Annotated in this window: 22 protein-coding genes and 1 pseudogene; 13 read left to right on the top strand and 10 right to left on the bottom strand. The window is 63.3% G+C overall.

What is annotated here, in order from left to right; all coding sequences use genetic code 11:
* Positions 1-134: 134 nt before the first annotated feature.
* A complete protein-coding gene (locus ACVOLJ_RS03145; RefSeq protein ID WP_481563435.1) occupies positions 135-2,528 on the bottom strand; it encodes a DUF3772 domain-containing protein in 2,394 nt (797 codons plus the stop codon).
* Between the two features lie 159 nt (positions 2,529-2,687).
* Positions 2,688-2,936: a hypothetical protein gene (locus tag ACVOLJ_RS03140; protein ID WP_475278604.1), complete on the bottom strand. Its 249-nt coding sequence runs from the start codon at positions 2,934-2,936 to the stop codon at positions 2,688-2,690.
* A gap of 183 nt (positions 2,937-3,119) precedes the next feature.
* On the opposite strand from ACVOLJ_RS03140, the gene ACVOLJ_RS03135 reads away from it, so the two are divergent.
* The 3 genes from ACVOLJ_RS03135 (at position 3,120) to ACVOLJ_RS03125 (ending at position 5,451) form a co-directional block, all read left to right on the top strand.
* Complete coding sequence (locus ACVOLJ_RS03135; protein WP_481563434.1) at positions 3,120-3,614, top strand: lipocalin family protein; 495 nt, start codon at positions 3,120-3,122, stop codon at positions 3,612-3,614.
* A 12-nt stretch (positions 3,615-3,626) separates the two neighbouring features.
* Positions 3,627-4,835 (top strand): NAD(P)/FAD-dependent oxidoreductase, encoded by a 1,209-nt coding sequence (locus ACVOLJ_RS03130; RefSeq protein WP_475278606.1) that lies wholly within the window; start codon positions 3,627-3,629, stop codon positions 4,833-4,835.
* Between the two features lie 124 nt (positions 4,836-4,959).
* Positions 4,960-5,451: a hypothetical protein gene (locus tag ACVOLJ_RS03125; RefSeq protein ID WP_475278607.1), complete on the top strand. Its 492-nt coding sequence runs from the start codon at positions 4,960-4,962 to the stop codon at positions 5,449-5,451.
* A gap of 129 nt (positions 5,452-5,580) precedes the next feature.
* Here ACVOLJ_RS03125 and ACVOLJ_RS03120 read toward each other — a convergent pair whose 3' ends face one another.
* Positions 5,581-6,015, bottom strand: a complete 435-nt coding sequence (locus ACVOLJ_RS03120; protein ID WP_475278608.1) for a PepSY domain-containing protein — start codon at positions 6,013-6,015, stop codon at positions 5,581-5,583.
* Positions 6,016-6,144: 129 nt separating this feature from the next.
* Here ACVOLJ_RS03120 and ACVOLJ_RS03115 point away from each other — a divergent pair, with 129 nt between their 5' ends.
* The 3 genes from ACVOLJ_RS03115 to ACVOLJ_RS03105 are packed head-to-tail and all read left to right on the top strand — an operon-like array spanning position 6,145 to position 8,431.
* Positions 6,145-6,456 carry a PepSY domain-containing protein gene (locus ACVOLJ_RS03115; protein ID WP_475278609.1) on the top strand — a complete coding sequence of 104 codons (312 nt, stop codon included), beginning with the start codon at positions 6,145-6,147 and terminating at the stop codon, positions 6,454-6,456.
* Positions 6,456-7,115 carry a response regulator transcription factor gene (locus tag ACVOLJ_RS03110; RefSeq protein ID WP_475278610.1) on the top strand — a complete coding sequence of 220 codons (660 nt, stop codon included), beginning with the start codon at positions 6,456-6,458 and terminating at the stop codon, positions 7,113-7,115. The genes ACVOLJ_RS03115 and ACVOLJ_RS03110 overlap by 1 nt, the downstream gene beginning before the upstream one ends.
* On the top strand, positions 7,112-8,431 hold the full coding sequence (locus tag ACVOLJ_RS03105; protein ID WP_481563433.1) for a sensor histidine kinase: 1,320 nt from the start codon (positions 7,112-7,114) through the stop codon (positions 8,429-8,431). The genes ACVOLJ_RS03110 and ACVOLJ_RS03105 overlap by 4 nt, the downstream gene beginning before the upstream one ends.
* Before the next feature lie 378 nt (positions 8,432-8,809).
* Here ACVOLJ_RS03105 and ACVOLJ_RS03100 read toward each other — a convergent pair whose 3' ends face one another.
* Both ACVOLJ_RS03100 and speA read right to left on the bottom strand, forming a co-directional pair.
* Positions 8,810-9,130 carry a DUF6122 family protein gene (locus ACVOLJ_RS03100; RefSeq protein WP_481563432.1) on the bottom strand — a complete coding sequence of 107 codons (321 nt, stop codon included), beginning with the start codon at positions 9,128-9,130 and terminating at the stop codon, positions 8,810-8,812.
* Positions 9,131-9,173: 43 nt separating this feature from the next.
* A complete protein-coding gene (gene speA, locus ACVOLJ_RS03095) occupies positions 9,174-11,063 on the bottom strand; it encodes an arginine decarboxylase (protein WP_046984198.1) in 1,890 nt (629 codons plus the stop codon).
* A 191-nt stretch (positions 11,064-11,254) separates the two neighbouring features.
* Here speA and speE point away from each other — a divergent pair, with 191 nt between their 5' ends.
* Positions 11,255-12,109 (top strand): polyamine aminopropyltransferase, encoded by an 855-nt coding sequence (gene speE, locus ACVOLJ_RS03090; RefSeq protein ID WP_475278612.1) that lies wholly within the window; start codon positions 11,255-11,257, stop codon positions 12,107-12,109.
* Between the two features lie 186 nt (positions 12,110-12,295).
* Here the strand turns inward: speE and ACVOLJ_RS03085 are convergent, their stop codons facing one another.
* Complete coding sequence (locus tag ACVOLJ_RS03085; RefSeq protein WP_475278698.1) at positions 12,296-13,201, bottom strand: aspartyl/asparaginyl beta-hydroxylase domain-containing protein; 906 nt, start codon at positions 13,199-13,201, stop codon at positions 12,296-12,298.
* Positions 13,202-13,644: 443 nt separating this feature from the next.
* Here ACVOLJ_RS03085 and ACVOLJ_RS03080 point away from each other — a divergent pair, with 443 nt between their 5' ends.
* Entirely contained in the window at positions 13,645-14,304 is a 660-nt protein-coding gene (locus ACVOLJ_RS03080; RefSeq protein ID WP_481563431.1) for an RIO1 family regulatory kinase/ATPase domain-containing protein, read from the top strand.
* 184 nt (positions 14,305-14,488) lie between these two features.
* Here ACVOLJ_RS03080 and ACVOLJ_RS03075 read toward each other — a convergent pair whose 3' ends face one another.
* The gene (locus ACVOLJ_RS03075) at positions 14,489-14,827 is read right to left on the bottom strand and encodes a P-II family nitrogen regulator (RefSeq protein ID WP_079223976.1); all 339 of its coding nucleotides are present in this window, start codon (positions 14,825-14,827) and stop codon (positions 14,489-14,491) included.
* A gap of 155 nt (positions 14,828-14,982) precedes the next feature.
* Here ACVOLJ_RS03075 and ubiK point away from each other — a divergent pair, with 155 nt between their 5' ends.
* Positions 14,983-15,234 carry a ubiquinone biosynthesis accessory factor UbiK gene (ubiK, locus tag ACVOLJ_RS03070; protein WP_025874558.1) on the top strand — a complete coding sequence of 84 codons (252 nt, stop codon included), beginning with the start codon at positions 14,983-14,985 and terminating at the stop codon, positions 15,232-15,234.
* A 124-nt stretch (positions 15,235-15,358) separates the two neighbouring features.
* Positions 15,359-15,793 (top strand): NAD(+)--rifampin ADP-ribosyltransferase, encoded by a 435-nt coding sequence (gene arr, locus ACVOLJ_RS03065; RefSeq protein WP_481563430.1) that lies wholly within the window; start codon positions 15,359-15,361, stop codon positions 15,791-15,793.
* 236 nt (positions 15,794-16,029) lie between these two features.
* Here arr and ACVOLJ_RS03060 read toward each other — a convergent pair whose 3' ends face one another.
* Genes ACVOLJ_RS03060 through ACVOLJ_RS03050 form a run of 3 tightly spaced genes read right to left on the bottom strand, consistent with a single transcriptional unit; the run spans position 16,030 to position 19,278 of the window.
* Complete coding sequence (locus ACVOLJ_RS03060; RefSeq protein ID WP_481563429.1) at positions 16,030-17,115, bottom strand: protein kinase domain-containing protein; 1,086 nt, start codon at positions 17,113-17,115, stop codon at positions 16,030-16,032.
* On the bottom strand, positions 17,112-18,116 hold the full coding sequence (locus tag ACVOLJ_RS03055) for a serine/threonine-protein kinase (protein WP_481563442.1): 1,005 nt from the start codon (positions 18,114-18,116) through the stop codon (positions 17,112-17,114). Before ACVOLJ_RS03055 ends, ACVOLJ_RS03060 begins: the two co-directional genes overlap by 4 nt.
* A gap of 52 nt (positions 18,117-18,168) precedes the next feature.
* On the bottom strand, positions 18,169-19,278 hold the full coding sequence (locus tag ACVOLJ_RS03050; RefSeq protein ID WP_481563428.1) for a PP2C family protein-serine/threonine phosphatase: 1,110 nt from the start codon (positions 19,276-19,278) through the stop codon (positions 18,169-18,171).
* A gap of 749 nt (positions 19,279-20,027) precedes the next feature.
* Here ACVOLJ_RS03050 and ACVOLJ_RS03045 point away from each other — a divergent pair.
* The 3 genes and pseudogenes from ACVOLJ_RS03045 to ACVOLJ_RS03035 form a co-directional block, all read left to right on the top strand.
* Positions 20,028-20,642, top strand: a complete 615-nt coding sequence (locus ACVOLJ_RS03045; RefSeq protein WP_481563427.1) for a hypothetical protein — start codon at positions 20,028-20,030, stop codon at positions 20,640-20,642.
* Positions 20,643-21,136: 494 nt separating this feature from the next.
* A complete protein-coding gene (locus ACVOLJ_RS03040) occupies positions 21,137-21,493 on the top strand; it encodes a hypothetical protein (RefSeq protein WP_481563426.1) in 357 nt (118 codons plus the stop codon).
* Between the two features lie 46 nt (positions 21,494-21,539).
* Positions 21,540-22,022, top strand: a pseudogene (locus ACVOLJ_RS03035) (cold-shock protein); the annotation flags it as partial.
* Positions 22,023-22,135 lie beyond the last annotated feature (113 nt).

Genomic DNA, 22,135 nt, shown 5'->3' with positions numbered 1-22,135 from the left:
GCCGAGCCTACAGGGACGTATTTACGGCGTCCCCCGCAACCGGACCCACCCCGCCATCCCATGGATAGCCGGCTTTTGCTGTTGCTTCGGCTGTTGCCTCTGCAGGTGCAGGGCGCAGACCTGCAAAGAAACCCCTACTCCTGCGGATCGCGGGTGATGTGGATGTCGGTCGGTGTGGACAGCGGAATGTTCCGCTCCGCCAGGATCTGCAGCAGGCTGAAATACAGATCGCTGCGGGTGCCGTATACCTGCCGTGGGCTGGCCACATAGGCAAAGCTGTTGATGGTGATCTGGCCACCGGCAATACCGTCGATGTAGACCGTCGGCGCCGGTTGCTGCAGCACGCTGGTGTGCGCGCCATAGGCATCCAGCATCGCCTGGCGCAGGCCGGCGACGTCGGTGCTGGTGGGTACCGCGAACTGGATCTGGATGCGGCCCTGGTTGTTGCCCATCGTCATGTTGCGGATGGTCTTGGTGATCAGTTCCGAGTTCGGCACGATCAGCGTGGATTTGTCGCCCACCTGGATCTCGGTCGAACGCACGTTGATGCGGCGGATGTCGCCTTCCTGGTCGCCCAGCTTCACCCAGTCACCGATCTTTACCGGCCGTTCGGCCAGCAGGATCAGGCCGGAGACGAAGTTCTGGATGATCGCCTGCAGGCCGAAACCAATACCCACCGAGAGCGCGCTGACCAGCAGCGCCAGGTTCTTCAGGTTCAGGCCCATCGCGGTCAGCGCCCACAGCGCCACCAGGATGATGCCGACGTAACCGGCGATGGTGCTGATCGAGTTGCGCGCCCCCAGGTCCAGCTCGGTCTTGGGCAGGTAGGTGTCGGTCAGCCAGCGTTGCAGCAGCTGGGTCAGCCCCATGCCCACCAGCAACACCAGCACGCCGGTAACGATGCGGCCGGGCTCCAGTGTCAGGCCATCGTTGATCTTGATGCCACCGGCAAGCGCGGCGAAGCGTTCCACGATCGAGCCGACGTTGCCGAACGGCGCCGCCAGCGCCAGCAGCGCGATCAGCACAACCAGGGTACGCAGCACCGCCGACAGCAGCACGCCGGCCTGTTCCAGCTTCGATACGCTCAGGCCGGTGCTGAGCAGGATGGTCTGGCCGACCTTGCTGTCGGCGTTCAACAGCCAGGTGGAGAAATCGTCGACGAACTTGAACAGAAGCGTTGCCGCCAGCACCACGATGCTGCCGCCGATCAGCTGCTGGTTGACGAACTTGGCGAAGTTCACATAGCCCATCAGGGTGGCGATGATCGCGGCCACCACGGCGATGTTGCCGGCCACCCGTGCCAGCACCAGCCAGCTGCTGCGGCGTACCGGAACGGCCGCGCCCTGGCCGTCGGCCTGCGCTTCCAGCTTCGCCTCGGCCTCGGCGGTCTGGCGCCGATGCAGGCGCGCCAGGGTGACCAGCATGGCCATGATCAGGCCCAGATAGGTCAGCGCGATCACGCCGTCCAGCGCCACCGTGGTGACATCGCTGGTGCGGGTGGCGCGATCGATGGCGACCAGTACCGTGCTCAGCCAGGCCAGTGCCGCAGCACCCCAGGCGTACTTGCGCAGCTTCAGCGCGGCGGTGTCATCCAGGTTCAGCAGGCGCCACGAAGGCCGCTTGGGCACCAGCAGGCACGCGCTGAGCGCCGCAATGAAGGCCGCAGCGAACGTGGCCGCCACCACACCATCGGCCACGTTCTGCAGGCGCGGCGCGATGCCATCGATGGCATTCAGTGCCGCCACCAGCACCACCACCGCATAGCCCGGCAACAGCGTGCCCACCAGCAGCAGCCACATGGCCAGGCCGGAGCGGCGCAGGCGACCATCCGGTGCGCGCTCGGACGCGGCGAAACGGCGCCCCAGCGTGCGCAGCCACAGGCGCAGCGGGAACATCATCACCAACGCTGCGGCCAGGCCCAGCAGCAACGTGCCCCAGCCATGGGTGTCGATGGCCTTGGCCAGCGCAACTCGACCCTGCTGCGCCAAAGGGCGTACACGGGCGATGTCATCGGGAAGCTGATCGGCCACCTGTCGCCACAGCGACGGCGACAGCGGCGAATCGACCTTGCGGCCCAGCTCCTCGCTGATCTGCGCCGAGCGCTGCTTGTCGATATCCGCGCTGAGCTGCTGGGCGCGAACGGCACTGGACTTTGCCTGCGCGACCGAGGCGGCAAGGGTGTCACGTTGACGGGTGAGGGTGCGCCGTTGCGCGGCCAGCTCCGGCGGCTCGGTGGTGCCCTGCGGGGCCTCACCCAGCTGCGCCAGCTGCTCGGTGAGCTGGTCCAGCTGGGGCTGCAGGGTCTTTTCCAGCGCCTCGGCATCACGCTTTGCCTGCGACGCGTTCTCTGAAAGCGTACTCAGTGTTTCGGTGGCTTCGGCATCGATGCGCTTGCGCTCGACATCCTTCAGCGCGCTGTCGATCTGGGCCAGCTGCTGCTTCGGCGTCGGATCCTCGTCCTGCGCCCAGGCCGGCACCGCCAGCAGCAACGTGCAGCACACCAGCAGGCCCAGCCAGGGCTTGCGCATCAGGATCGTTTGCAGAAGAGACAGCACGCAGCCACACCGGTTCGCGCGGACCACCGCGCCTGCGCGCGACTATACGGCACAGGGTGTAAACAGCGGATGGGCGGCAAAGGCAGTGCAACCGCCCCGGCAAAGCCGATCACCCCTCAACCCGACCGGCCATCAGTACTTCAGTCGAAGCTCTTCCACGTTCGGCTGCTGCAGCGCATACCAGTCCTGGAACTCTTCCTCGGTGATCTCGTCCGGTGCATACACCGCGATCGGGTGCCAGTCGTGGTCGGTGGGCAGCGGCTGCCGCGGGCCTGCGCGCAGGCTGTAACTCACCCCCTGGTATTCCACCAGATCATCCACCTGCGGCCACTGCTCGCGGGCGAAGGCGGTTTCATTCTTCAACAGGATCACCTGGTACATCGGCACCTCCACATCGGTTGGATCGAAAGAACACGGCGCTGGCGGCAAGCATACCGCCGCACCGGTGACAGCGCGTGCCCGGCTACGGCGACGCAACGTTCTGGACACGGCCATCGCCCCGGCTTCACCCGCCCGTGGCAGCGCTGGCGGCATCGTGGGGCTCCCTTTTCACAGCTGCCCCCAATGACCGACCTGCCGCCGTTGAAGACCGTCGCCGACCTCAAGCTGCCCCGTTACCTGGGCACCTGGTATGAGATCGCACGCCTGCCCATGCGCCACGAGCCGGAGGGCTGCACCGACGTGTCGGCCCATTACCAGCTGCTCGACAACGGCAACGTGGGCGTCACCAATCGCTGCCGCATGGACGGCGAGATCGAGGAAGCCACCGGTGAAGCCTGCGCAGTCGACAACGACAGCGCGCGGCTGGAAGTGAGCTTCCTGCCCAAGGGCCTGCGCTGGCTGCCCTTCGCCAAGGGCGACTACTGGGTGATGCAGGTGGCACCGGACTACAGCGTCGCCCTGGTCGGCAGCCCGGACCGAAAGTACCTGTGGCTGCTGGCGCGCAGCCCGCAGCTGGATGCCACCGTGCAGGAACATTATCTGGCGGCGGCCCGCCTGCAGGGCTTCGATCTGTCCGAACTGATTCTGACCCCGCACACCGGCCGTCCCACTGCCTGAGCACGCACCCGCATGGACCTGAAGAGTGGTTACCCATGGTGGGCCGTGCGCAACGGCCTGATCCAGGCCTTTCCGCCGCTGGAACAGGACCTGCAGTGCGATGTGCTGGTGGTGGGGGGTGGCATCACCGGCGCACTGATCGCCGATGAGCTGTCGGCCCACGGCCACGACGTTGCGCTGATCGAGCAGCGTGACATCGGCTGGGGCAGCACCGCAGCCAGTACCGCGCTGCTGCAGTACGAGATCGACACCCATCTGCTGGAGCTGGCCTCGCAGTATGGCCAGGACGCTGCGGCGCTGGCCTACCAGGCCTGTGCGGACGCGATCCCTGCATTGGGCGAGGTCGCGCGCGGTCTGAAAGAAGTCGACTTCAAGCAGATGGACAGCCTGTACTTGGCCAGCCGTCGCCGTGACGTACCGCGGCTGATGGCCGAGGGCGAGGCGCGCCGTGGCATCGGCCTGGATGCGCGCTGGCTGGACAGGGATGCACTGCAGGAACGTTTCAGCGTCGATGCCGGCGGCGCCCTGCTGACCCGCCAGGCCGCACGGGTCGATCCCTACTGCTTCACTTACGGGCTGCTGCGGCGGTTGCAGCGGCGCGGCGGCGCGGTGCATGACCGCACCGTTCTGCATGCCCTCACTCCTACTGCGCGCGGCGTAACCGCCCGCACCGAATCCGGCATGCAGATCCGCGCCCGCCACGTGGTGCTGGCGATGGGCTATGCCAACCAGCAGTGGCTGGACCCGCGCGTGGCCCGCAACCGCAGCAGCTACGCGTTCATCACCGACCCGATCAACGCCGACGAGCTGGGCTGGCTGCAGCGCACGATGGTCTGGGAGAGCGCCCGCCCCTACCTGTACCTGCGTGCCACCGGGGACCGCAGGCTGTTGGTGGGCGGGCTGGACGATGCCATCGATATTCCCGCCCGCCGCGATGGCCGGGTGGACAGCAAGGCCCGCAAACTGATGAAGCAGCTGCTGCAATGGTTCCCGCACCTGCAGCCGACCGCGGCTTTTTCATGGGCGGGCACCTTTGCCGAGACCGCCGACGGGCTGCCGTTCTTCGGGCCGCATGCGCAATGGGGGCCCCGCGTGCACTTCGCCATGGCCTACGGCGGCAACGGCATCACCTATTCGATGATTGGTGCCGGGCTGCTGCGGGCGCGGATCGAGCGGCGACGGCACCCGCTGCAGGACCTGTTCGGGTTCGGGCGGTTGTAGCGTGGAGCCAGGCATGGCCTGGCTCTACCGCAAACGGGCGCCGACAGGCATCATTCAAGCAACGCCTGCTAGCGTCGGCCTGTACCGCCGCGTGCTGCGCGGCCCCCTGTGTTGGAGCGCCGTCATGATCCGCCCCCTGACCCTGCTGCTGTGCCTGGCCGCCCTGCCCGGAACGGCCCTGGCGCAGTCCGCCGCCGGCGCCACCGCGCCGCAGGCATCCGGCCTGGACCTGTCCGTGCCGCAGACGCCGATCCGCTACCTCAACGATCCCGCCCTGCAGCAGGACCCGCCCGGTACGTTCTACGGCGACAAGACCGGCCCGCGCGTGCACGGCGACGGCAGGATCGCCGATGTGCAGGACGACAAGGTCAAGGTATCCGGCAGCTTCACCACCGGCATCGGCTACGCCAAGAATTACGGCAACACGCATTACAACGCCGCCACGCTCAACCTCAGCAAGAACTACACCAACGATGAAGGCAAGACCCGCGGGGTCAACCTCAACATCCACGTGAGCGAAGGCAAGGGCCCGGGCTTCTTCGGGCCGTATGGCGGTGGCGGTTACTACGGTGGTGGCCCGGGGTATTGGGACTACCCGCCGCCGTACGGCTGGTAACCCGCACACGGGGTGGGTGTCGACCTTGGTCGATACACCCCGTCGCGAAGCAGGCGTCAATCCAGCCAGCCGTCGCCTCTACCAGGTAGGTGTCGACCTTGGTCGACACACCCCGTTCCGAAGCAGGCGTCAATCCAGCCAGCCGTCGCGCTCGCTGTGCAGGATGCGGCCGTCATAGCCGCTCAACCGCACTTCCACGCGCTGGTTGCGTGCGTTGCGGGCTTCCAGCGACCACGTCGCACCATCGCGTTCCAGCGAATGGATCTCACGCAGGCCCTGCGCCTGTGCCTTGGCCAGCACCTGTTCGGTGCCCAGCAGCGCGCGGCTGTCGTGCTCGTCGAAGATTTCGCCGGTCTTCGGGTCAACGTAGACCTCGCTGAAGCGGCCGTCGGCGCGGCTGACATCGGCTTCCCACAGGCCATCATCACGCTCGATCTCGTGGATCTGGGTGTAGCCGGCCTTGCGCAGGGTCTGTTCGACCTGGGCCATGCCCAGCGGCGCGGCCTGTGCGGCGGGAACGATCGCAAGGGCGACGACAGTGGCGAGGGTGAGTGACTTCAACATGGGGGTTTTCCTGTTCGGGGCCGGACCATCCCGGCAACGCCACGATGCAGGGCGCGGTTAACAGCCGCTTAGCCGGCGCTGTTAGCCAATGGTTAGTCGCAGGCGGCACACTCGCGCCATCCCCTGCTGATGTCGCAATCAACCGTGCCGTTCCTGTCCTCCCTTTCATTGCTGCTGGCCCTGGCCAGTGCCCCCACCGCCGCCGGTCCCGCACAGGACCCGGCGCAGCAGGTGGCGCGCCGCGCCGTGCAGCAGGGCCGTTATGTGCCGCTGGAAAGCGTGGTGCGCGATGCGCTCAAGCGTCACCCGGGCCAGTTGCTGGAAGTGGAACTGGACGATGGCGTGTACGAAGTGGAGATCCTGCGCGCCGACGGCGTGGTGGTGGAGCTGGACTATGATGCGCGCAACGGCAGGCTGCTGAAGACGGAGCTGGACGACTGATGCGCATCCTGTTGGCCGAAGACGATGCGGCGTTGGCACAGCGCCTGCAGCCCCTGCTGGAACAGGCCGGCTACGTGGTGGACGTGGTGGCCGATGGCCGCCAGGCCGAAGAGATCGGCCAGGTGGAAGACCTGCAGGCGGCCATCGTCGATCTGGGCCTGCCGGGGCTGGATGGCCTGAGCGTGATCGAGCGCTGGCGCGGCAACGGCCGCGACTTTCCGGTGCTGGTGTTGACCGCACGCGGGCGCTGGCACGACAAGCTGGCCGGCTTCGATGCCGGCGCCGACGACTACCTGACCAAACCTTTCCAGGCCGACGAACTGGTGCTGCGCCTGCGCGCACTGATCCGCCGCAGCCACGGCCATGCCAGTCCACGGTTGCAGTGCGGGCCGTTGCAGCTGGATGTCAACGCCGGTCGGTTTGAACTGGACAGCCAGGCGCTGGCACTGAGCCCGCAGGAATTCCGCCTGCTCAGCTATTTCATTCACCACAGTGGCCAGGTGATCGGCCGCGACCGCCTGGGCGAGCACGTGTTCGACGGCGGCCACGACCCGGATTCCAACGCGCTGGATGTGCTGCTGGGGCGTGTGCGCCGCAAGCTCGGTGCGGATCTCATCCAGACCGTGCGCGGCCAGGGCTGGCGGCTGGCGGCGCCGTGAGCCGGCAACCGTCGCTGCGGCGCCGCCTGCTGCTGGCCGGTGGCGTGGGCCTGTTGCTGGTTTCCGTACTGGCCAGCGCGCTGCTGGGCGAGCTGTTCAAGCGCAGCGCGCGCGACCGCCTGGACAACGAGCTGCAGCAGGACATGCTGACCCTGCTGGCGCAGGCCGAGATCGATGCCGACGGCCAACTGCAGCTGCGCCAGGAACCCAACGATGCGCGCTTCCAGCGCGTGTTCTCCGGCGCGTACTGGCAGATCGCCGATGGCAGCGGCAAGGTGCTGCTGCAGTCACGTTCGCTGTGGGACGAGACGCTGCCGGTGGACGCCAGCGGCGCGGCCGAGCGCAACCTGCCCGGCCCACTGCAGCAATCACTGCGCGCGCGCGTGCAGCCGGTGCGCCTGCCACGTGCCAACCAGCCCTATGTGGCCGTGGTCGCCACCGACCGCAGCGCATTGGATGCCGATGTCGCCGCCTTCCGCCAACGCAGCGCAATGGCGTTGGCCGTGCTAGTGGCGGCGTGGCTGGCGGTACTGGCCAGCCAGGTGCATTTCGGTCTGCGGCCCTTGCAGCGTCTCGGTGCGCAGCTGGAACGCGTGCGCCGTGGTGATGCGCAGCGCATCGACACCGAAGGGCTGGGGGCGGAAGTCGCGCCGCTGGGCGAAGAACTCAACGCGCTGCTTGATCATCAGCAGCGCATGGTGGCGCGCGCGCGCACCAGTGCGCAGGATCTGGCGCACGCATTGAAAACACCGCTGAGCGTGCTGGCCACCGAGGCCGATGGTGAGGGCCGCGACTGGCGTGGCACGTTGCGTGAGCAAGGCGCGCGCATGCAGGCCAGCGTGGATCGCTACCTGGCCGTCGGGCTGGCCGCCGACCACCGCGAACGCACGCCGGTGGCGCCGGTCGCGCAGGCGCTGTGCCGGTTGATGGCCCGCGTGCATGGCGAGCGTGCGCTGCGGTTCAATGTAGAAGCGGTTGGCGCTGGCCTGCAGTTCGCTGGAGCCAGTGCGGATCTGGAAGAGATGCTGGGCAATCTGCTGGACAACGCGTGCAAGTGGGCGCGGCAGCAGGTGGATGTTACGGCGGGCATGGAAGCCGGGCAGCTGCGCCTCGACGTGCGCGACGATGGCCCTGGGTTGGCGGCGGAAGCGCTGGCGCAGGTGACCCAGCGCGGTGTGCGGCTGGACGAACGCGCAGGCAGCAGCGGCTTGGGGCTGGCCATCGCGGGCGATATTGCCGCCAGCTATGGCGGGCGTTTGGCGTTGGAGAACGCGCAGCCAGGATTGCGCGCGACAGTGTGGTTGCCGGTGGGGTGACGCGCCGCTGCGCTCGCCGGATCACGCGCCTCCCGGTAGGTGTCGACCTTGGTCGACACGCATCAAGAGCGCCGACCAAGGTCGGCGTCTACCAAGGCAGGGCCGCGCCCGGGGAGCGGCCCGGTAGGTGTCGACCTTGGTCGACACGCATCAAGAGCGCCGACCAAGGTCGGCGTCTACCAAAGCAGGGCCGCGCCCGGGGAGCGGCCCGGTAGGTGTCGACCTTGGTCGACACACATCAAGAGCGCCGACCAAGGTCGGCGTCTACCAAAGCAGGGCCGCGCCCGGGGAGCGGCCCGGTAGGTGTCGACCTTGGTCGACACGCATCAAGAGCGCCAACCAAGGTCGGCGTCTACCAGGGCAGATGTTCGACCTGCGTCAGCGGTGGTGCATCCACCAGCAATCAATCGCGTCCAGCACGATGTGGATGATCAAGCCGATGCCGAACAGGCGTGTTTTCTTCGGCACGCACAGCCCCGCGTACACGGCAATCGCCGGTGCGGTGTGCAGCGGGTGGAAGCCGATGCTGCAGCGGTTGGGCGCATAGATCGGGTCGGCCAGCAGATGGTCCAGATCGATGATCCAACCCAGCAGCAGCAACAGCCACGTCGAGGCGAAGCGCTTGCGCCAGAACAGCCATGCCAGCAGGGCTGGCACGGCGGCATGCAGGAACAGGTGGAAGATCGCGCGGGCGCTCATCGCAGCCGGTAGCGCCGGGCCATGCCCGGCGTTCCCGTAGACATCAGACCAGCGGTTCGTCGGACAGGTAGGTGTAGCCGGTCAGGCCCGCTTCCAGCGCTTCGGATAGTTCCTGCGCGCGCTCCGGCGACAGGTCGGCCGAGGCCACGCGTTCGGCATAGGCCGCACGCAGGTCATCCAGCTTGTAGCCCACGTAGTCCAGCATCACGTCGGTGGTATCGCCGCGGCGCTGCTGGGTGATGGCGTAGCCATCGGCATCGGCCAGCACTTCCACCGCGTCGGTATCGCCGAACAGGTTGTGGATGTCGCCCAGGATTTCCTGGTAGGCGCCAACCATGAAGAAGCCGATGCGGTAGCTCTCGCCATGCTTCATCGCGTGCAGCGGCAGCGAGCTGTCCAGGCTTTCGTTCTCGACATAGGTCTTGACCATGCCATCGGAATCGCAGGTCATGTCGGCGATGATGCCGCGACGGTCCGGCGTCTCGTTCAGGCGCTCGATCGGCACGATCGGGAACACCTGGTCGATCGCCCACGCATCGGGAATCGATTCGAACACGCTGAAGTTGACGAAGTACTTGTCGACCAGGCGCTCGTTCAGTTCATCCAGCGCCGGGCGATGGCTCTTTTCGTCGTAGCTCAGGCGCGCACGCACACCGTGGGCAATGGCGTAGAACAGATCGTCGATGCGCGCACGCTGCGGCAGGTCGATCTGGCCCAGCGCGTAGCTGGACAGGCCTTCGGCATGGAAATGCTGGGCTTCCTGGAACAGTTCCACCGCCGGGCGCACGTCCAGTTCCTCGTGGATCTCGCGCAGGTGGCGGATCGAGGCCGGCTCGTCGTCGTGCTGGTCCGGCACGCGGCCTTCCTGCGCCTGTTCCACTTCAGACACGTTGGCGATCAGCACCGCGTGGTGCGCGGTCATCGCGCGGCCGCACTCGGTGACGATGCGCGGCGGGGTCAAGCCGTGTTCTTCGCAGGCATTGGCCAGCGGCTGCACGATGTTGCTGGCATACGAATGCAGCCCGTAGTTGATCGAGCAGAAGCTGCGCGAACGGGTGCCTTCGTAATCCACGCCCAGGCCGCCGCCCACGTCCACGTGGGTGATCTTCGCGCCCAGCTGTGACAGTTCGACGAAGTAGCGGGTGGCTTCGCGCATGCCGTTGGCGATGTCGCGCACGTTGGAGATCTGCGAGCCCATGTGGAAATGCAGCAGGCTCAGGCAGTCGGCGTACTCGGTATCGCGCAGCGACTTCCACAGGTCCAGCAGCTGGCGCGGGGACAGGCCGAACTTGGCCTTGTCGCCACCGCTGTTCTGCCACTTGCCGGCGCCCAGCGAGGCCAGGCGCATGCGCACGCCCAGGCCCGGCTTCACGTCCAGCGCCTTGGACTCTTCCAGCACCAGCTTCAGCTCGGACGGCTTCTCGATGACGATGAAGGTCTGCAGGCCCAGCTTGCGGCCGATCAGGGCCAGGCGGATGTACTCGCGGTCCTTGTAGCCGTTGCAGACGATCAGGCCACCGGGGCGCGACAGCGCCAGCACGGCCATCAGTTCCGGCTTGCTGCCCGCTTCCAGGCCAAAGCCTTCGCCATGGTGGCTGGCCAAAGTGCCGGCCACACCGCGGTGCTGGTTCACCTTGATCGGGTAGACGGCGGTGTAGCCGCCGGCGTAATCCCAATCGGCGCGGGCCTGGGTGAAGGCCGCCTGCAGCTTGCCCAGGCGCTGGCCCAGGATGTCCGGGAAGCGCACCAGCAGCGGCAGCTTGGCGCCAGCTGCGCGCGCAGCGTCCACCACCTTGGGCAGCGACACCACCGGGCCATCTGCCCCGGTCGGTCTCACTACCATGTGCCCGGCCTGATCCACGTCGAAGTAACCGTCCGCCCAATGCGGGATCGAGTAGGTCTTGCGGGCTTGGTCGAGGGACCAATCGGTCATTGCAGTCGGCCTTGTGGCAAATAAAAGGGGGGGCATGATAACGCCTATATGCCCACAGGTTCGTTATCATGCGCGCCCGCGCCCGTGGCAGGTTCCAACCTGAACGGGCCGATCCGTCCGGATGTGGCATCTGTGCCACGCGGCCCCGCCCGCCAGCCCGGCTTCACCCCTCCGAACAGGACTGTTTTCCCATGACTGACAGCAACAACTGGTACATCGAACACTTCGAGCGCACTGGCTCGGCCATCGGCTACCGCATCACCGGCAAGCTGGACGAGGTGCAGTCGCCGTTCCAGAAGATCGAGATCTTCCAGACCACCGACTGGGGCAACCTGATGACCATCGACGGGGCCATCATGCTGACCAGCAAGGACAACTTCTTCTACCACGAGATGATCAGCCACCCGGTGCTGTTTACCCATGCCGCGCCCAAGCGCGTGGTGATCATCGGTGGCGGCGACTGCGGCACCCTGCGCGAAGTGCTCAAGCACAAGGGCGTGGAGAGCGTGACCCAGTGCGACATCGACGAGCAGGTCACGGTGATGGCGCGCAAGCACTTCCCGGAACTGTGCGATTCCAACAACGACCCGCGCGCCGAACTGATGTTCGACGACGGCGTGGCCTATATGGCCAACTGCCCGGCCGGCAGCGTGGACGTGGTGATCGTCGATTCGACCGACCCGGTCGGCCCGGGCGAAGGCCTGTTCAACAAGGCCTTCTACGAGAGCTGCTTCAAGGCCCTGAAGGACGACGGCATCCTGGTGCAGCAGTCCGAATCGCCGCTGATGCAGCTGGAGCTGATCAACGAAATGCGCACCGAGATGGGCAAGGCCGGCTTCGGTTCGTTCAAGACCCTGCCGTTCCCGCAGCCGTGCTACCCCACCGGCTGGTGGAGCGTGACCCTGGCGCGCAAGGGCGACAGCAGCTTCGACTTCCGCCAGGCCGATTCGGCTGCCAAGTCCTTCGACACGCTGTACTACACCGCCGCGCTGCACACCGGCGTGCTGGTAACCCCGCCGTTCGTGAAGGCCGCGCTGAAGGGTTGATCGGAAAGTGTGCCGACCAACGGTCGGCACCTACCAAGGTCGAAGCGTGCCAACCAAGGTTGGCACCTACCGGGGTTGAGGTGTGCCGACCAAAGGTCGGCACCCACCCAACAAAAAACCCGCGCTGGCAGCAGCGCGGGTTTTTCGTTTTCCGGTAGCGCCGGGCCATGCCCGGCGGCCGTTCGGTCAGATCGCCCAGATGCCAGCGATCACCGCCACCACCAGGCCCCACTTGATGACCTGGTAGGCCACCACGCTGCGCTCGCGCAGCGCCTTGGCCTTCAGCCGCACCTTGTACACGCCACCGAAGGCCTTGTTGACGCCACCGGTCGGGTCACCCGGCAGGTTCGGCGATGCGCCGCCGGCCAGCAGCGTAGCGGCCACCGCACGGTTGAACAGGCCCGGCAGGCCGAAGCGCAGCGGACGGGCGATGTCGCAGAACAGGATCACGCGGTCCTGCTGGGTTTCGTTGTGCGCGTGGTGGATGTAGGTCTCGTCGAACATCATCCATTCGCCATCGCGCCAGCTCTTCTTCACGCCGTCCACAACGATGTAGCAGCCATCGTCATTGGGCGTGGTCAGGCCCAGGTGCAGGCGCAGCGAACCGGCGAACGGGTCGCGGTGCGGCCGCAGTTCGCTGCCCGGCGGCAGCTGCGCGAACATCGCCGCGCGCACATCCGGAATCGACTCGATCAACGCCACGGTCTTCGGGCACATCGTCTTGGCCGACGGGTGCGAGGGGCCGTACCACTTCAGGTAGAAGCGCTTCCAGCCACGGCGGAAGAACGAATTGAAGCCGGCATCGTTGAAGCTGCTGGAGGCGGCGATCTTCTGCGCATCGCGCAACGCCAGCGCTTCATCGCGGATCACCTGCCAGTTCTGCCGCAGCGGCTCCAGCTGCGGGAATTCCTTGCCCGGGTCGAGGAACGGCGTGGTCGGCACCTTGGAAAACATGTACATGACCACGTTGATCGGGGCCATGAAGCTGGAGTGGTCCAGCAGCTGCCGCGACCAACGCGCGCGCACCTTGCCGCGGAAGTGGATGTACAGCACGCAGGCCACGAACAGCGCTGCAAGTACGATTTTGATGATCAAAACACTTTCCTCCAGCACGTGCCGGACAGGGAAACAGGGCGATGCGGCCGCAGGGCCGGCACCAAGGGGGAAACGCGGCAGGGGACGGGGACGTGCCGGGTGGGGGCGGCCGCCGATGTCGCGGGTTAACAGCTTATGGTCGGCAGGCCGTGCGCCGGGGTCAAGCAAGGCGTGCGTGGCGTTCAGCGCTGCGTTGCCCGCCGCGCAACACCGCATTGCAACCCATTGATAACAAATGTCTTTTCAGAAACTGAGACACAATTGTCCGAAAAAGCGCGACGAACTGTTCCAGCCACGGCGCCGACATTTCTCCGACAAATCGTGGAATAGCAAACTCCCCGGTACTAAAATTTGCTTAACGAAAGTTTAGCTGTTTCCCCTAGTCGTACCGGTTCGCTTGACGCTTCAGCGCCACCCACCGGGTCGTCCGAGACCCCAACATGATCCCCTCTGCCTCCCCCTCCCCCGCCTGCGGCGATGACGCCGTGGCCCCGCTGCTGCTCAAGCGCGGCGAACGCTTCCTGGCCCCCGATGTCTACCGCACCTGCCTTGATGGCCGGCCGGCCGTGGTCAAGGACTACTCCCGTTACCGCGGCACCCCGGTGTCGCCCATCGCCCGGCTGATGGTGCGCCGCGAAGCGCGCATGCTGGAACGCCTGGGTGGCTGGAAGCACGCCCCCGCACTGCTGGGCACACTGGGCGGGCTGGCGCTGGGCATGGAGTTCATTCCCGGGCAGACGCTCAGCACGGCGCAGGCCGTGGGCAATGAAGTGTTCGAACAGCTGCAGCACGCGATCACCCGCCTGCATGCCGCCGGCATCACCCACAACGACCTGCATGGCACCAACGTGGTGGTCAGCGCCGGCGTGCCGGTGCTGCTGGACTTCACCTCGGCCTGGCGCGTACCGCGCTGGCTGCGCCGCAACCCGCTGAGCCGGCAGCTGAGCCGCAGCGACATGAAGAACCTGCTGAAGATGCGCCAGCGCATGACCGGGCAAGCGCCGAGTGCCGCGCAGGCCGCACTGGTGGCCGACCCGGGCTGGGTGGCAGCGGTGCGCCAGGGCTGGAAGCGTTTCTACAAGTGGGCCAAGCGGCGGTAATCACCGCCCCGCTTCACCTGCTTCACCGGTAGGGGTCGAGCTTGCCCGACCGCTTTACCCGCTTTACCGGTAGAGGTCGAGCTTGCTCGACCGCTTCACCCGCTTTACCGGTAGAGGTCGAGCTTGCTCGACCGCTCTTCGTTCCGGCGAGGCAAAACCCCGCCGGTCACATCACTTCAGCGGCTTACAGCGCGTCCGCGTCCAGCTCACCGGTACGAATACGCACCACGCTGCCCAGGTCGTACACGAACACCTTGCCGTCGCCGATCTTGCCGGTGCCGGCCGCCTTCACGATGGCTTCCACCACCAGCTCCACCTGGTCGTCGGTCACCGCCACTTCCAGCTTTACCTTCGGCAGGAAATCGACCACGTACTCGGCACCGCGGTACAGCTCGGTATGGCCCTTCTGGCGACCGAAGCCTTTCACTTCCGTCACCGTGATCCCGGTAACCCCGCGCTCGGCCAGCGCTTCGCGCACGTCGTCGAGCTTGAACGGCTTGATCACCGCCATGACCATCTTCATCGTCTATCTCCTGTCTTCCGGCGTGGAGGATAGCGCCTGAACGTGGCCGATGCGAAACCGCTTCGGCCTGTCCGGGCACTGGGCGCCAGCAGTATCCTTGTGCCTGAACGGCCTGCCTGCGCCAGACGCGCCGGCGTTACCCCACGGAGCACCCCATGATCGACCTGAACCAAATCGATGACCTCGCCCGTCGCCTCAGCGACCTGGTGCCGCCGGGCCTGCGCGAATCGCGCGAGGAACTGCAGGCCACCTTCAAGAGCGCGCTGCAGGCAGGGCTGGCCAAGCTGGACCTGGTGACACGCGAAGAGTTTGAAGTGCAGCGTGCGGTGCTGCTGAAGACCCGCGAGAAGCTGGATGCGCTGGAAACAGCGGTGCGCGAGCTGGAAGGTCGCGGCAAGGCAGAATAAAAAAAGGAGGCGCACCGCGCCTCCCACTACAGAGTATTTCCCGGATGGGGCCTTGCAGCAAGGCCCACCGGGCGCCCTAGACTCGCCAGCCTGTCGATCCGGCAGGACAGTAGGGGCAGTGCCGATGGCACAGGACACCGAATGGACACCCGTTTCGCATGACACCTGCGACCAGGTTGCCGGGCCGTTCTATCACGGCACCCGCGCTGACCTTACGGTGGGCGAGCTGCTGAGCGCGGGATTCCGCTCCAACTATCGCGACAGTGTGGTGATGAACCACATCTACTTCACCACGATTGCCAAGGGCGCTGGGTTGGCTGCAGAGATGGCCAAGGGTGAAGGGCGACCGCGTGTGTATGTGGTGGAGCCGACCGGGCCGTTTGAAGACGATCCGAATGTCACCAACAAGAAGTTTCCCGGGAACCCGACGCGGTCGTATCGGAGTGCGGAGCCGTTGCGGGTTGTTGGGGAGATTACGGAGTGGGAAGCCTACGATGCGGAGTTCGTTCGGCAGTTGAGAGCGTTTGTTGCTTCGGGGAGTGGGGAGATCATCAATTGATCAAGGCTATCACGCTGACTCAACAGATCAGCATCTGCCAATAGGTGCACCTGTGCGGGTTGATGAGCATCTCTCCGGCGACTGACCGAAACCATCACGAGCGAATGACCTAAACGAATACGTATCGCCAGGCTCTGCGCATCAATCAACTTTCTCTAGTAGCGCATCCTCCGAACTTGGGCTCACTGACGTATTAGTGCCTGACATTCACCAACCGCGGACTGAAGCCAGCAGTGCTAAGCCCTGTCTGGTGAAGTCAACTTAACGACTGGATATGCCCTATATGCTCCACCTCCCTCATAACTTGAGAACAGCACCTCGTCCCCAGCTTGAAGAGGCTCCGGACCGTAGCAGCTATCAACGTGGAAGAACACATCATCGCCATTTGTGCGAATGAATCCATACTTGTTGTAATCGATTCGCTTGACTACTCCCATCATCCGGGGAGACGAGTTGTAATAAAGGTCACCACAGCTTTGTACCAATTGGTCCGCAGTCGGCCGGGCCTGAGGATCCTTCTGCATGCAGCTAAGCGCTAATTCCAGCACCTTTTTTGACAAGGGAGAAAACTGGGGGTTCCTTGAAAGGAATCCAGGTACAGGAGGGGGCTCCGCCGCCAAAATACTCTTCACTGCGCGAAGCCCCGTTCCAAAGGGAGGGGAGCCGGTCAGCAAATGGAACATCATCGCGCCTATTGACCAGATATCGGCGGGATATGAAACACTCTCCGGCGAGTCGATAGCCTCAGGTGCCATGTAAGGAAGTGCACCAACGGCAGTTTGGGACATCGACAAGCTTGTGTCTCCACCGGCTACAGCCTCGTCGATTTCCTCCTGGGCGAGTTTCGCGATACCGAAGTCAGTTACCTTCACTGCAGCAAGGCTGTAGTCGCCAACCACCATCACATTAGAGGGCTTCAAATCGCGATGTACCACGCCTGCGTGGTGGGCCGCCGCAACACCCTTCGCAAGATGATGAAAAACACGAGCTGCCAAATAGGGGTCCAAGAACGGCGTTCTACGAAGCAGCGCCTTGGACAAATCCTCTCCATCCACTAACTCCTCAATCAAGAACCGGTCTTCCCCTTCACGAACATAGTCCAACGTCTTTGCCACACTCGGGTGGTTGACCCGAGCAGCCACAATTGCGCTTCGGCGAAACCTCTTCGTTGAAGATCGATTCTTTGGCGTCTTAAGCGCTACTACTCGTTCCATCAGATTATCGTACGCTTCATATACGTACTGCATTCCCCCCTCGTCGATGTAGCGGACAACTTGGTAACGGCCACCAACCAACTGTCCAACTGCCAACGTTCCGCTCATAGAACAACCTCCGGCGAGGAAAGATCAAAAGTTACGTATCGGCGACGGTTCCCCATTACTGGCCCGCCCAAGGCAATTACACAGGAACCAGGAAGGACCTGTCCCACGTAGGGGACCTTGTTATTGACAGACACATCTCCGTCCAAAGCCTGCACTACAAAATCAAGTCCGTCATAGTGAATCTTGATTCCGCCCATCTCTGGCAAACTCGCCACAACAGTCCGATTTCCTGCATTGAGGTAGGACGGGGCCTGCTGATAGACAAGAAGACCCTGATGACGATTCAACAGCAGATGGCGAGAGAATAGATACGCCACTGCCTCCATGCTTGGCCGCTCGGAAGGATCCTGTGAAAGGCACTGCGCAACAATATCTTTCACATCAGCCGCAAGCTCCGCAAAGATCGCGTCAAGAAATCCTGCCGGAGGCGGAAGCGGTGGAACCGCCGTCATCTCCTGAGGCAACCCCCGTGCTGCCAGAAAGACCGCTGTTGCACCGAACGCGTAGACATCAACCATTGTCGTGAAATCTGCAACGTCACGGTACAGCTCCGGGGCAGCGAAGCCCCTGGTGCCCACGAAACCCATGGTAGAGGCTTCATCGCCCGCGCTCCTAGCGAGGCCAAAGTCAAATATCTTTATGAGACCTTCGCCGTCCAACTTCATGTTGTTGGGCTTGATATCCCGATGAATTATGTTCTCAGCGTGGATGTCCCTGATACCGGCTGCGATTTGCCACAACTGCCTCATCAACTGGTAGGAATCGATTGCCAACGTGGCTTCATGCATGAGGTCATCGCCACCTAAGAACTCTTGCACGACGGCAACTGCGTCGTTGTCGAGTTGAAGAAGGTCATAGACTTGCACAACATGCTTAGACCGAAGCTTCAACAACGCTCGTACTTCGTCCAGCATGCGACGCTGCTCTACGCCACTCCGCACAATCTTCACGGCGACAGGTCGACTTAGCACTTCGTCTCGACATGGATACACATCCCCCATGCCTCCCTTGAGGGCATCTCCCAAGACGGTGTACCGCGGTCCAAATTCCATTTCACTGTTCCTTGTCTGAGAACCGAATTTGTACTTGGGGAACCTTGACTTCTTCCTTGCTCTTCGCCTTTCCTTTCGGTTTCGCCTTCCTCTTCCGCTTCCCTTCGACAAGGGGAGGCGCACTTAAAGCCTGATCCTCAGATTTGTCACTGGAAGGCCTTTCGGGGGGATCCGGGAGATGGGCGGCCCCGCCCTCTGAATAGGTAAAATTTCTTCTCGGACTGGGGATCTTCCCCAAATCCAGGATACGCACTTCGCCGAACGCGTCCCAAACGTCAAGACAAGAGCTACTCGTTGGCGCGTCATCGGCAAGAGCCTCGCTATCGAAAGGAATGGCAATAGCCGTGGCGTTATCTGGACCGCCACACCACCGCGAAAGCTCGATGAGCCTTCTTACACAGGCGCCGAAGTCACCAGCATGGCGGACCACAAGCTCAAGAATGCCACTCGCATTCTCCAAAAAATGCACTCCGTCTGTAGTCAACAAGGCCATGCCGTGCTGTTCTGGAGTAACAGCATGGATAGTGACTTCGAGCGAACTACCTATTCCTATGTACTGAAGCAACTTTGACTGCTCCGCCCCCCCCCTTGGCCTTCCAAGCTGACCAGCAATGGTGTCGTCCCTCGATAGCTGCACTAAAGCGTCTTCCATCACATAGATGCGACTGTCACCAACACTTGCCCAGTAGCCCCCTCCGCCTTCTAACAACAAGAGAGCCGAAAGCGTTGTGCCGCCATTGGACGTGTACTCTCGGCAGACGGAATCATTCGCCGAGTAGATCGCGCTTTCAAGCCAAAACTCAGCTGGCAGCCCCTCCTGCGCTTGATAGAACACGTCTGCTAGAAGCGACGCGAGGCCGATGGAGGCGCAGACGTGCCCATCCCGCATCCCCCCGATTCCGTCGGCGACAGCAGCAACGACAAAAACTCGGCCATCAGCGTCACGCCCCCGCGCGATGGCGGCGCGGTCCTCGTTCTGCTTTCGTACCAAGCCAGTTTCGCTGCCGATTGCTGCCGAAAAGGGGAGAACACGCCGCGCACCAGTCGTAGGAGATCTGCGGAGGAACCATTCCACCAACTGTCGCTGTGCCAAAGGTGTTCTATCTGTCATGAATGCTTCATCGCTGCCACTGGACCTGATGTAGAGGATACGTCAGGGCCCTGCGCCCTGACGCATAGCTGGCGTCTAAATTTTTTTGTACACCTTGGAACATCTCCATTTCGTTCCAAAATCCATTCTAAAACGCTACTCTCACAACGTCTAATAGATTTTTAAGAAAAATTGAAGTCATCCGCTATGCGCGTGTTAGCTCAGCAGGTCTATCCTCGGAAGCCCAATGGGGCAGGCTCGCCAGGGATGGATGTAGCAAGATTTACCACGCAAAGCGCTCTGTCCGTCGGGTTGCCATCTGCCCACAGCTCCAGGCGGCATTCGAGTGCCTGCATGCTGGGATGCACTAGTTGTGTCCCGCCTAGATCGCATAGCTCAATCACTACGCGGTGAGCGCCAAATAGACGGTATCGCATTCGCACAGCAAAAGGACACCAGGTTTGGCCGCAGAATTGCTCTTGCGAGTGAAAAGGAAGAGTGCATTTGTAGCCTGCGGGTTGAAGAAGGACTCAGTATCGAGCAACCTGCCAAGCGCCTATCCATGAATAGAAGCCGCGTCTATCGTGACCTGCAATCGCCCCCGCTGCTGCTTGAACACGAGAACCGCAAAACCAGGGCGATCTGGATAATAAGAATAATAACTACGACATCGATTGACCAGCGCCTTAAATTCGAACCGCGAGCCCCCAGCACTCAGAGATCCAGATCGAATCACACCCATCCACTCATATTGTCACGAGCCTTAGCCCATGAAAATTGATGCAGCCAGCCCAATTGAAGAACGCTTCGCAGAAATCGCAAAATTAGCCCTTGGACTTTCACTCAGCGAATACAAAATAAAAAACGACAACCGAGTGATATTCGGCTACTCAATCAATAAAGAATTGAATTCATTCAGCCCATTATTTGGAAATCCACCTGACGAGCTGACGGACCAGATGAACCAAAGGTACAGCAGCGCAGTAGCGGGTTACAGAGTAAGAGTGCAAGACTTCTTCAACACGCCGGACTTGAATGCAGACGTGCTATTGCTTTCAACCGAGTTAAGTTCATGCGCCGAACGAGACTTTGACTCCATCCTACTACATGAGATCTGCCACTTGGTGATTGACTCAGGCTCAAAACCCCTATGCAAATTCAATATGGACAGCAGCATGCGCAGCCATGGTGAGCGGCTTCACAAAAAAACAGATCAAAATAATGTTAACCGCACGAAACACGACCTAAATTTCTGCGTATTGCTCGCAACGGCTGCCACTGAGTACACACGGAACGTAAGGCCGAACTTCACTCGGTCGGAGTTGATCAATTCCGCCATGCGCTACGATATTCGCGCGAATTTGAGCAAAGAACTGCGCCTCTGATCCATTTATTACCAAAGAAGGGGTCGCAATGCCTGTCGCGGCTTCGCAGTAGAGCATCCGCCCCCATTGTCGCAATTACCACACCAACAACGTTCTGGCGCAGGAATCTGAAGGATCTGTTCCAGAGTCCCCGGAAGCCCTGCCCCCAAACCTCTCGCCCCGTCTCGCCCCTATGCGACAATGCCAAAAACGTCCCGGGCGTTGGCGGCATTGACCCCAACCCCTTGGCATTTCCAACAACATCAGGCAACTCTGGTAGAGCCACCGACAACGGGTGGCCGGGCGTCGAAAACCCGATTCACTAGACGTTGTTTACGCTTGCCAGCCGGCACCGCCACGCGTGGTGCCGGCTGGCAATCCGTCTGCCGGCTATGGCGGGCGGTGCGTGGGGGTCTTGTACCCGCCGGCATTAGTCTAGTGATCCGGTTTTCGAGCCACGCATCGTCCGTCACCTTTATCGGTGGCGGCTTCTGCCTGCATGCACGGAGCCAGCCATGACCACGCCGCACTCCCCTCCCCCGCGCCCCATCCAGGAAGCGCCGTCACCCAGCCCCGCCCTGGACCCCAACAGCCTTATCGCCATCCTCCACGCCATCGGCGCCGGTGCTGCGGCCGATGGCCAGCCCTGGCCCGAGCGCCATCACCTGCGTAGCCGGCAGATGCAGTTGTCCGACGCCGACTGCGCGCTCACCGGCCAGCGCATCGTGCAGGAGATCCTGCTGGCGGCCGAGCGCACGCGCCAGAACGGTGAGCCCGACCAGTACGTGGGCGACCGGGTGATGGAGGGGCTGGTGATGGCCGATATCGCGCTCACGGCATTCATCCACGAGCGCGTGCGACCACGCGAGTGATGGCGCGGTCATGGGTATTCCGTTCTGCCTGTGTGCGGGGTGATGCATGAGCAAGCACGGCCTTGCCGCTGCGGCGGTGTGCATCGTGGTGATGGGCATGGTATGGGCGGGGTGGCCCGAGCCGGCGGGCGATCAGGTGTGGGCCTACCAGAAGCTGCAGCCGGCCGATTACCGGGCGCTGCACAGTGATGCGCTCGGCTTCGTAACCGCGAAGGCCAAGGAAGGCTTTGAACTGCACACGCGCTATGCCGGGGCGACGTCCTTCGAGATCCGGTGCAAGGGTGTTCTGGTGATGGATGTGGAGAACGCCCCTTCACGCGTGCTGATCCGCATGCCCGCCGACGCTCGGTGGCGGGCGCCGGATATCGAACGCCTGCGCCTCAGCTTCGAGCGTTGGTTGGATCTACACCAGAGCCAGGGGCGGTTGCTGGTGGAGCGTGCGGGGCCATCGTGGGTTGAGTCGCGGTTTGGGCGCGTCAGTGGGGCGGTGCCTGATGAGCAGCGGTGTTTGTTGGGAGTGCCGGCCCGGCGTAGGCCGGAGGGCGCTGGCCCGATACTCCAGCAGCACGGGCAGCGGCGACATCATGGGCGATCCATACTGACGAAAACGGAGCCGTCTTCCCTCAGCCGGACGTTTACATA

Source organism: Stenotrophomonas sp. STEN046, from assembly GCF_056759755.1.
The sequence above is the reverse complement of the archived record's forward strand: the minus strand, read 5'-3'. Positions and strand labels throughout refer to the sequence as shown.

Coding starts and splice junctions, on each gene's coding strand:
- ACVOLJ_RS03145 (WP_481563435.1), bottom strand. CDS start 2,528: ATGCGCAAGCCCTGGCTGGGCCTGCTGGTGTGCTGCACGTTGCTGCTG.
- ACVOLJ_RS03140 (WP_475278604.1), bottom strand. CDS start 2,936: ATGTACCAGGTGATCCTGTTGAAGAATGAAACCGCCTTCGCCCGCGAG.
- ACVOLJ_RS03135 (WP_481563434.1), top strand. CDS start 3,120: ATGACCGACCTGCCGCCGTTGAAGACCGTCGCCGACCTCAAGCTGCCC.
- ACVOLJ_RS03130 (WP_475278606.1), top strand. CDS start 3,627: ATGGACCTGAAGAGTGGTTACCCATGGTGGGCCGTGCGCAACGGCCTG.
- ACVOLJ_RS03125 (WP_475278607.1), top strand. CDS start 4,960: ATGATCCGCCCCCTGACCCTGCTGCTGTGCCTGGCCGCCCTGCCCGGA.
- ACVOLJ_RS03120 (WP_475278608.1), bottom strand. CDS start 6,015: ATGTTGAAGTCACTCACCCTCGCCACTGTCGTCGCCCTTGCGATCGTT.
- ACVOLJ_RS03115 (WP_475278609.1), top strand. CDS start 6,145: ATGTCGCAATCAACCGTGCCGTTCCTGTCCTCCCTTTCATTGCTGCTG.
- ACVOLJ_RS03110 (WP_475278610.1), top strand. CDS start 6,456: ATGCGCATCCTGTTGGCCGAAGACGATGCGGCGTTGGCACAGCGCCTG.
- ACVOLJ_RS03100 (WP_481563432.1), bottom strand. CDS start 9,130: ATGAGCGCCCGCGCGATCTTCCACCTGTTCCTGCATGCCGCCGTGCCA.
- speA (WP_046984198.1), bottom strand. CDS start 11,063: ATGACCGATTGGTCCCTCGACCAAGCCCGCAAGACCTACTCGATCCCG.
- speE (WP_475278612.1), top strand. CDS start 11,255: ATGACTGACAGCAACAACTGGTACATCGAACACTTCGAGCGCACTGGC.
- ACVOLJ_RS03080 (WP_481563431.1), top strand. CDS start 13,645: ATGATCCCCTCTGCCTCCCCCTCCCCCGCCTGCGGCGATGACGCCGTG.
- ACVOLJ_RS03075 (WP_079223976.1), bottom strand. CDS start 14,827: ATGAAGATGGTCATGGCGGTGATCAAGCCGTTCAAGCTCGACGACGTG.
- ubiK (WP_025874558.1), top strand. CDS start 14,983: ATGATCGACCTGAACCAAATCGATGACCTCGCCCGTCGCCTCAGCGAC.
- arr (WP_481563430.1), top strand. CDS start 15,359: ATGGCACAGGACACCGAATGGACACCCGTTTCGCATGACACCTGCGAC.
- ACVOLJ_RS03060 (WP_481563429.1), bottom strand. CDS start 17,115: ATGAGCGGAACGTTGGCAGTTGGACAGTTGGTTGGTGGCCGTTACCAA.
- ACVOLJ_RS03055 (WP_481563442.1), bottom strand. CDS start 18,116: ATGGGGGATGTGTATCCATGTCGAGACGAAGTGCTAAGTCGACCTGTC.
- ACVOLJ_RS03050 (WP_481563428.1), bottom strand. CDS start 19,278: ATGACAGATAGAACACCTTTGGCACAGCGACAGTTGGTGGAATGGTTC.
- ACVOLJ_RS03045 (WP_481563427.1), top strand. CDS start 20,028: ATGAAAATTGATGCAGCCAGCCCAATTGAAGAACGCTTCGCAGAAATC.
- ACVOLJ_RS03040 (WP_481563426.1), top strand. CDS start 21,137: ATGACCACGCCGCACTCCCCTCCCCCGCGCCCCATCCAGGAAGCGCCG.